General features: G+C 39.4%; 15 protein-coding genes. 5 read left to right on the top strand and 10 right to left on the bottom strand.

The genetic code is table 11. The features are described 5' to 3' along the window. The 10 genes from AACQ83_RS22950 to AACQ83_RS22910 all read right to left on the bottom strand — a co-directional run. A partial coding sequence (locus AACQ83_RS22950; protein WP_192881106.1) for a recombination protein NinG occupies positions 1-566 on the bottom strand: 566 nt, incomplete at its 3' end. After that, a complete protein-coding gene (locus AACQ83_RS22945; RefSeq protein WP_112879902.1) occupies positions 538-726 on the bottom strand; it encodes a NinE family protein in 189 nt (62 codons plus the stop codon). The genes AACQ83_RS22950 and AACQ83_RS22945, both read right to left, overlap by 29 nt. A 54-nt stretch (positions 727-780) precedes the next feature. Further along, the gene (locus AACQ83_RS22940; RefSeq protein ID WP_112879901.1) at positions 781-1,317 is read right to left on the bottom strand and encodes an NUMOD4 domain-containing protein; all 537 of its coding nucleotides are present in this window, start codon (positions 1,315-1,317) and stop codon (positions 781-783) included. After that, positions 1,310-1,732, bottom strand: a complete 423-nt coding sequence (locus tag AACQ83_RS22935; RefSeq protein WP_112886956.1) for a hypothetical protein — start codon at positions 1,730-1,732, stop codon at positions 1,310-1,312. Before AACQ83_RS22935 ends, AACQ83_RS22940 begins: the two co-directional genes overlap by 8 nt. Further along, a complete protein-coding gene (locus AACQ83_RS24820) occupies positions 1,733-1,942 on the bottom strand; it encodes a Lar family restriction alleviation protein (protein WP_158537815.1) in 210 nt (69 codons plus the stop codon). 1 nt (position 1,943) lies between these two features. Then, positions 1,944-2,141, bottom strand: a complete 198-nt coding sequence (locus AACQ83_RS22930; protein WP_112879773.1) for a DUF551 domain-containing protein — start codon at positions 2,139-2,141, stop codon at positions 1,944-1,946. 1 nt (position 2,142) lies between these two features. Beyond that, entirely contained in the window at positions 2,143-2,847 is a 705-nt protein-coding gene (locus AACQ83_RS22925) for a replication protein P (protein ID WP_192881093.1), read from the bottom strand. After that, a complete protein-coding gene (locus AACQ83_RS22920; RefSeq protein ID WP_112879771.1) occupies positions 2,844-3,575 on the bottom strand; it encodes a helix-turn-helix domain-containing protein in 732 nt (243 codons plus the stop codon). The genes AACQ83_RS22925 and AACQ83_RS22920 overlap by 4 nt, the downstream gene beginning before the upstream one ends. Positions 3,576-3,711: 136 nt before the next feature. After that, on the bottom strand, positions 3,712-4,020 hold the full coding sequence (locus AACQ83_RS22915) for a CII family transcriptional regulator (RefSeq protein ID WP_112879770.1): 309 nt from the start codon (positions 4,018-4,020) through the stop codon (positions 3,712-3,714). Between the two features lie 230 nt (positions 4,021-4,250). Then, positions 4,251-4,439: a Cro/CI family transcriptional regulator gene (locus AACQ83_RS22910; protein WP_112879769.1), complete on the bottom strand. Its 189-nt coding sequence runs from the start codon at positions 4,437-4,439 to the stop codon at positions 4,251-4,253. Between the two features lie 79 nt (positions 4,440-4,518). Here AACQ83_RS22910 and AACQ83_RS22905 point away from each other — a divergent pair, with 79 nt between their 5' ends. From AACQ83_RS22905 to AACQ83_RS22885, 5 genes are all read left to right on the top strand, one after another. Then, complete coding sequence (locus AACQ83_RS22905) at positions 4,519-5,169, top strand: LexA family protein (protein WP_112879768.1); 651 nt, start codon at positions 4,519-4,521, stop codon at positions 5,167-5,169. A 452-nt stretch (positions 5,170-5,621) separates the two neighbouring features. Beyond that, positions 5,622-5,981 (top strand): transcriptional antitermination N peptide, encoded by a 360-nt coding sequence (locus AACQ83_RS22900; protein ID WP_112879767.1) that lies wholly within the window; start codon positions 5,622-5,624, stop codon positions 5,979-5,981. Position 5,982: 1 nt separating this feature from the next. Further along, complete coding sequence (locus AACQ83_RS22895) at positions 5,983-6,294, top strand: transcriptional regulator (protein ID WP_240000904.1); 312 nt, start codon at positions 5,983-5,985, stop codon at positions 6,292-6,294. A gap of 79 nt (positions 6,295-6,373) precedes the next feature. Further along, positions 6,374-6,709, top strand: coding sequence for a hypothetical protein (locus tag AACQ83_RS22890; RefSeq protein WP_112879766.1), 336 nt, complete (start codon positions 6,374-6,376; stop codon positions 6,707-6,709). A 14-nt stretch (positions 6,710-6,723) separates the two neighbouring features. Then, the gene (locus AACQ83_RS22885) at positions 6,724-6,978 is read left to right on the top strand and encodes a hypothetical protein (RefSeq protein WP_112879765.1); all 255 of its coding nucleotides are present in this window, start codon (positions 6,724-6,726) and stop codon (positions 6,976-6,978) included. Position 6,979 lies beyond the last annotated feature (1 nt).

Genomic DNA, 6,979 nt, shown 5'->3' with positions numbered 1-6,979 from the left:
TTTGCCCGATATTCATCACAAATACGTTCGTAATCTTCACGCCGCCATTTCATTAGCGGCCTTGGCATCATTAGAGCATCAAACCTTTCTTGACCAATTTTCTCAATCAATCTGGGTTTATAGTTAATTATATTTCCTGATAAATAGTTATTACATGCAGAGCATTGTTTGTGAGCATTATCTTCATCAAATCTCAGCTCTGGATGAGCCTTAGTTGTTCGATAATGTCCCGCATGATATTGTCCCTTATGAAATCTCCCACAGCTAATACACGGAAGGTCTTTATCTCTTTCTCTGATAAATGCATTAAATGCCTGTTGCGCTTGATTCTTGAAATATGATATGTGCTTGACTGCTAATTTACGGGCTTTGAGTTTATCTTTCTGTTCTGCTAATTCTTGCTGACGTTTCTTTTTAAGTGCCTGCTCTGCTTTTTCCCTGTCTCTGTTTCGTTTCTTAATTGCTAATTCTGCGCCGTGGTCCGGGTTACACCACCATATATTCGAGTATTTCGGCATAAACCACTCACAGCATATTTTACATTTCCGCCTCGCTGGTTTTTTCATTTCTATTTCTCCTCCGATCCCATTTGGCACGCAATAGTTTATAAACGTAATCAAACGTTTTAACTTCTGATTCAGTCGGGATTGGCTTTGATTTATTAGACGGGACCTTATAGATTAAATTATTGATGACTCTCTGAGTCTGTGATGTTTGACGTGTCATTTCATCTATCTTGCTCCTGTTTTAATTTCATATATTCACAATCGGCTGGCGTTGTCAGTCGGCGTAACTCCAACTCATACCCCTATGAGTTTTCTGCTTTCCACTTATTGAGTTATGCACCAGTGATGGATTGCAACCGTAAAATCTTGTTGATTGCATAGATGGATACCAAAATCCAAATCCTGATTTATCCATAGAAACTACTGGTGATTTCTGGTTATCACACAACCCTGTTTTCCATGCATGTTTTAGATTTTGCTCGTTGGTACACCATTCAAGATTATTAACATGATTATTTTTTTTATTTCCGTCGATATGATTAACAATTGGATAATTATTGGGGTTTGGTATGAAAGCTAATGCAACAAATCTATGCACTAACTGATGCTTATTTTTACCAATTGAAATTCTATCGTATTGCTGAGTTCTACATAGATTTAACAGCTTGCCTTTCATAATCCTTGTTGTCTCACCTTTTCCTCCCCTTCCACACGTTCTTACAACCATGTCCTTACTTTTAATCCTGCCAGTATTGCTAACTTGATATCTTGATTCGTACCCGGGAACGTCTTTCCAAATCTCCTTACTCATCGTTCAATCTCCTCTTGTGATATTCTGAATCAGCGGGAATTCTTAGCTTGATTCCACGATCAATACACCAAACTTCAATCCTTCTTAGATAAAACGTCATCTCTTCAGTATTCAGCAATTTCGTTGACTTAACTCTTCTTTCCTCACCCATTACCGAAATAACTTTCACAGGACAAAACAAATCCTTGAAATATTCATGCATCTCTTCTTTGCCTAGTTTTTCTGTAGATATGGAATTAACGATATTCAATACATCTTCATTCCATAACCACATTAAATTGTTCTGAGATAATGATCGGGTGTTCTTCCAAGGCTTAATAATAATTCGATGCGGCTGTTTCGTTTGAAGTGTTTCTTTCAATATTTCCCATGCTTGAGATTTATTTGATTCGTGAAAACAAAAATCAGCTTCCATTTATCCCCCATTATTTACTCTCTTATTCCAGACTCGAATAGCTGCCGATTCCGCTTCCTTGTAACTATTTTCCCATTTCGATAACGGACCATCTACTCCGCAATTCCCGCAGTTAATCCAAGACACATACTCATCCAATGAACCTCTATCCTCATAATCAGGACAAAGATCATTGCTTCCACAAAACGGACACGGCTTAAGTTCTGTCATGTTAAAAATCCTCCGGTGGCCGTGGCAGTGGCGTCCAATGACTGACTGCATTTAAATCCATGTATATATCTCCTGACGGTATATAAAATCCATTTTCTTCGTCCATTGATAAATACCCGCAGAAAACTTGACCAGATATGACAATCAGCACTGTTTTTATGGGCGCTGGCAACTCATCACTGCATTTAATCCAGTTCATATCAAAAATCCTTCCCGTGTGAATTTAGATTGAATTTCCGCTTGATTTCGGCGAGATGATTTAGTGCCCGCTCATTGCTGCTCGGAATGTGTAATTTAGGTATCTGCTTAACTGGTGCCGGTATCTGCTCGCCTGATTCAATTCTGCGCGACATAGCGATTAATTCATTGCCGCAGCGTTTACGTAACTCTGACTCTGTTAAATTCAGCCCACGCATCTGTGAGTACAGCTTAGTGACAATCCAGTAACAGGCATTTGACGCCCACGGGTAATTCTCCGGGGAACTGTATAGCCCTCGGCGGGCGCTGTAGTCCATCACCATGTCATACAGTTCTGACTCGTCCGGTAAGCCAACACCTTTGATACCGCCTTGCTTGCACCAAGATACAAATTGACCTGGTGACGGCAAAAATGGTGTATCTTGTTGCCTAGCGATCTTCATTCCAGCATTGACTTGTTCAATGGTTCTGATGCCATTCTCAGCGAAAGCGAGAACCCATTGACGGCGCAGTTCATTAAAGTCTTCTTGTGTTTTGATATTTGCCATCAAGGCCGGAAAAGCGCCTTTCAGCTGACGAAATAACTCATTAAAAATTTCTGCGGCTTGCTTTGTAACTTGTGTTCCCTGTTGTGGTTTTTGAGATCCGGCCATAGCCTGCAAAGCCCCGCCATCCCGATTCTGTACCACAGTAGCAAGATTTCTCATATCGTTAGCCCATCTATCCAATCTGTATTATTGAAATCCAGACCCTGCTTAGCTCGCGGCGGATATTTTGGCTTGAATAGCCCCTGATATCCGTTGGCTATGCTTGTGTTAATTACATCAACCGGATCATGCCCCTCGTCAAAACATTCCCTCAGGATGTTGAAAGCTTTGCTAACTGTCAGTATGGTCTTGATCGACTTGCCTATTTGCTGCCTGTACGAAACCCATTCATGCCAAACAGACGGATCTAACCACTCAGGTATCTCTACCTGATTAGCGTCAAAAGACTTCGATTTTTTATTTTTGGGGACTATCTGGGTAATAGGTTCTTTGACTGGTTCTAAAGAGTGACTGGTTCTGGGTGCAGCTCCTGCACCACTAACCGGTGCAGCATTTGCACCAGGTGGTGCAGGAAATTCACCATAGGGTGCAGCATTTACACCACTATTTCTTACACCATGACCCAGCGTTAAGTGATATACATTTGACTTGTTTAACCCATTTTCAGACTTTCTTTCCTCAATCCAGAGCAAACCATCATTAACAAGCTGTTTAATGTGATTCTGTACTGAACGTTCTGACATTTCACATTGTTCAGCAATGTAGGGGACTGACGGCCAGCACTCACCCTGATCATTCGCATTATCTGCCAGTTTCAGTAATATCAATTTGCGAAGCGGGTTTCCTACTTTTACGCTCATTGCATGAGCCATTAAGTTCATACTCATTGCTTAGCCCCTTATCTATTCTCTTGAATTCAATTACCAGCATTGAAAATAATCGGCTTCTCATTCATAATCATCTCGCTGTATTAGTGGTATTAAGGGGAAATGAGAGTTCCCCGTTGATTCATATATTGATATTTTATAAACCCCGTCTGTCATCATCTGATGGGGTTTCTCTTAAGTGAGATAGCATTTCTTGCAACGCTTTAGCTATCTGTGCTGTTTCCTCTCCGTGAATGATCACTTCGCTTACAGGGGCATCAAAACCGATTGCAGCGAGTAATTTAGCGGCTTTAGTAACAAAGCCCGTCTGTTCTGTCTGCCAGCGACTTATCTGTGATTGATGTACACCGACCGCATTTGCAACATGCTTAGGCCCGGTAATGACGATCCCTTTTCGTATTCGTGATTCGATTTCCGTGATTTTGCGTTCCATTGCGCTATTCATCTGTTAAAGTTTTCCTTAAGTTAAAATTTGTTTAATAAATACACATAAATATCATCCTAGATGATGGTTATAGGATGGTTATAGTTTGAGCACCGATAATATCGGTACGCAGAATTTGCCAATCTCTTAATGAGTTGTGCAAATTAGGGGTAAGACTGCCCCGATCATTTCGGGTCAGTTGATACAGACTCCCCACACGGGCGGGGCATTCATTGTATGTAGTTCAATTATTAGGCGGCAGCTTTGTTATATAACTCAGGCTTATATTTAAGTTTACCGTTAGTAATTCTGTTCAACTTAAGAGCTGCTCGCTCAGGAATAATATTTTTCCATTGAGAAATTGCGGCATCAGACAAGTTGAGTTTCTCTGCGATAGACCGCTGACTGCCAAAAAATTTAATAGCGTCATCTTTGAACATATTCAAATCTCCATTTAAGATGTCTTTAATTATTGAGCTAAAGGAATCTTAAGTCAAGAGGATTTAAGATAGCTTAATTATGAAAACTACAATCGGTGAGCGTATTAAATTACGCAGAAAAGAGCTCAAGCTCACTCAAAGAGAACTCGGCAAGCTTGTCGGCGTTTCGAATGCTGCTATTTCTCAATGGGAAAAAGAAGATACTGAGCCGAAAGGCGATAACCTTTTGGCTCTATCTTCCGCTCTAGGCTATTCGGCTGCATACATCCTTAAAGGGGAAAAAGATGATAGCTCGAATGTTTCATTTATTAAACTCAACAAAACAAGAGGGGAATATCCACTAATAAGCTGGGTTTGTGCTGGAAATTGGAGTGAAGCGGTGGAACCTTACCATAGAAAAGCCGTTGATGATTGGTATGAAACTACCGTCAATTGTTCTAATGAATCTTTCTGGTTGGAAGTGAAAGGCGATTCAATGACATCACTATCCGGGTTAAGTATCCCAGAAGGAATGATGATTTTAGTAGATCCAGAAGTGGCACCAATAAGCGGCAAATTAGTTGTTGCTAAGTTAGAGCGGGAAAATGAAGCAACATTTAAGCAATATATTGTCGATGCTGGACAACATTATCTTAAGCCTCTTAATCCGCAATATCGAATGATACCGATTAATGGGAACTGCAAAATCATTGGCGTAGTTGTTGACGCAAGAATAGCAAAATTACCATGACATACACATACCTCATTAACATAAAACAAAAGACCCTCTCTTGAGGGTTTTTTGCTTCTCCTTAAGCCTCTTTTGAAATAAATCAATTATTTAAGTAATCTTCACAACCAATATTTAAGATATCTTAAATAAATTATTGACATTCATGTTAAGATATCTTAAATTTAAACACATCGAACAGGCAGGACGCCCACGAAGTAGCTGCCGGTGGCATACGAAGAACCGGATGATTCGATACCAAGTTAAGTCACAGCAGTACCTACAATGAATGCCCCGCCCGTGTGGGGAGTCCATACCCAAGTGAGTTTTGGGGTGTGTGGAAAGAGGTTCAAGGACGGGAATATAACCGCAGATGAAGCGGCGAGGTTGTAACTCAGTGTGTGAGCAATACAATCTAAGCGGGTACCCCTCCCCACGACACACCACCAAAACTTACTAACGAGGGTAATAAAATGATCACTATCTTACCTGCTGGCGGTCGTTTGAGTTCAAAGATGCGTCGCTATATAGCACGTGGCAACTTAATCACTCGCAACCGCTTAGAAGAACATATTCGCCAGTCTGAAATAAAAGCGCTTGAAAACATTATCGATAAAGCTTTTGGCGTAGAAACTGAGCCACGTAAAGTATTAACTCTTAAGCGCAAGCCAGAAAACGATAGCGCAAATGTCATAGCCGGTCTAATCACTCAAGTTAAAGACAGTGAAGAGCCACAAGAGCCAACACCAAGTTTTGATAACTGTTACTTACCAAATGTGCATCTTTATTCTGTTAATGGTAAAAATAGTAAAAACATTACAGTGAGGGTGTGATATGACCAAAGTCACTTTCTTGCCAAGAGGAAGAAACTCTAAAGCCAGAAGAAAATTAAAACAGGATGCGTTTTATGCTCGTAAAAGATTAGAGTATATCAATAAAGCTGAGGCTGAAGGTGATTGTGGCCCTCCCGACCCCAGAAATGGAATTCCCGAGCATATACATTTCATGGAGAAAAAATTAGTTAAAATCATTACCAGTCCTTCTCTTCCGCGAGATCACGAAAAAGAAGAGATTGCTCCTAAAGATGATGTAATGTTCCGTGTTGTCAATCACGCACATCAGCGAAATCCAAAAAAGAAATGGTAAGCATTTTCTAAATAACCTCGAAAATTCGGGGTTTTTTATTGGCTTTATTCAGTTAGATAATTATGAGAGTGTGAATAAAATGAACATAACACAAGACTTGATAGACTTCGCTGAACAATATGAGATAGAAATTATTGAAAGCGAAGTTTCTTATTATCCAAGCTTGGGTAATTATTCAACAGTTTTTATAAAATTGATAAAGAAAGAAAAATCATTGTTATCTCATCCAATATTGACAATGATTAATCAAAAATATAACGATTTGATGTTTAATGAACAAAGTATTTCATTACCAAAAGAATCGATTGATAAATTAATAAATCGTCATGGTCGTAATATTAATACTGAATATCAATTCGAACAATTCATAATAACATTATCAAAAGAGTTAAATAAATTAGATTTAATAAATTAATTAATGGTGTGAATATGGAAATAGTCAAATCAAAGCGAGTCATTATTAAGTATCGCACGGCGGACCAAGTTTCATGTGTATCAAATGAATTATCGGGCGCATTTATGTATTTCGCTAACGCACAGGATGCGATGGATACTGGGTTATTTTGTCAGAAGCTAGTTTCTAATTATTATTCCGGTGATGATCGACAAGACTTTCTCGGCAAACCATTTGTAATTAAAAACAGAGATGAACTCACGCCAGATGAGAGCAGTATTGCCAATTAAC

Origin of the sequence: Photorhabdus sp. S10-54 (genome assembly GCF_963878145.1) — a bacterium.
Classification (GTDB): domain Bacteria; phylum Pseudomonadota; class Gammaproteobacteria; order Enterobacterales; family Enterobacteriaceae; genus Photorhabdus; species Photorhabdus kayaii.
This window is presented reverse-complemented; position numbering and strand designations above follow the sequence as displayed.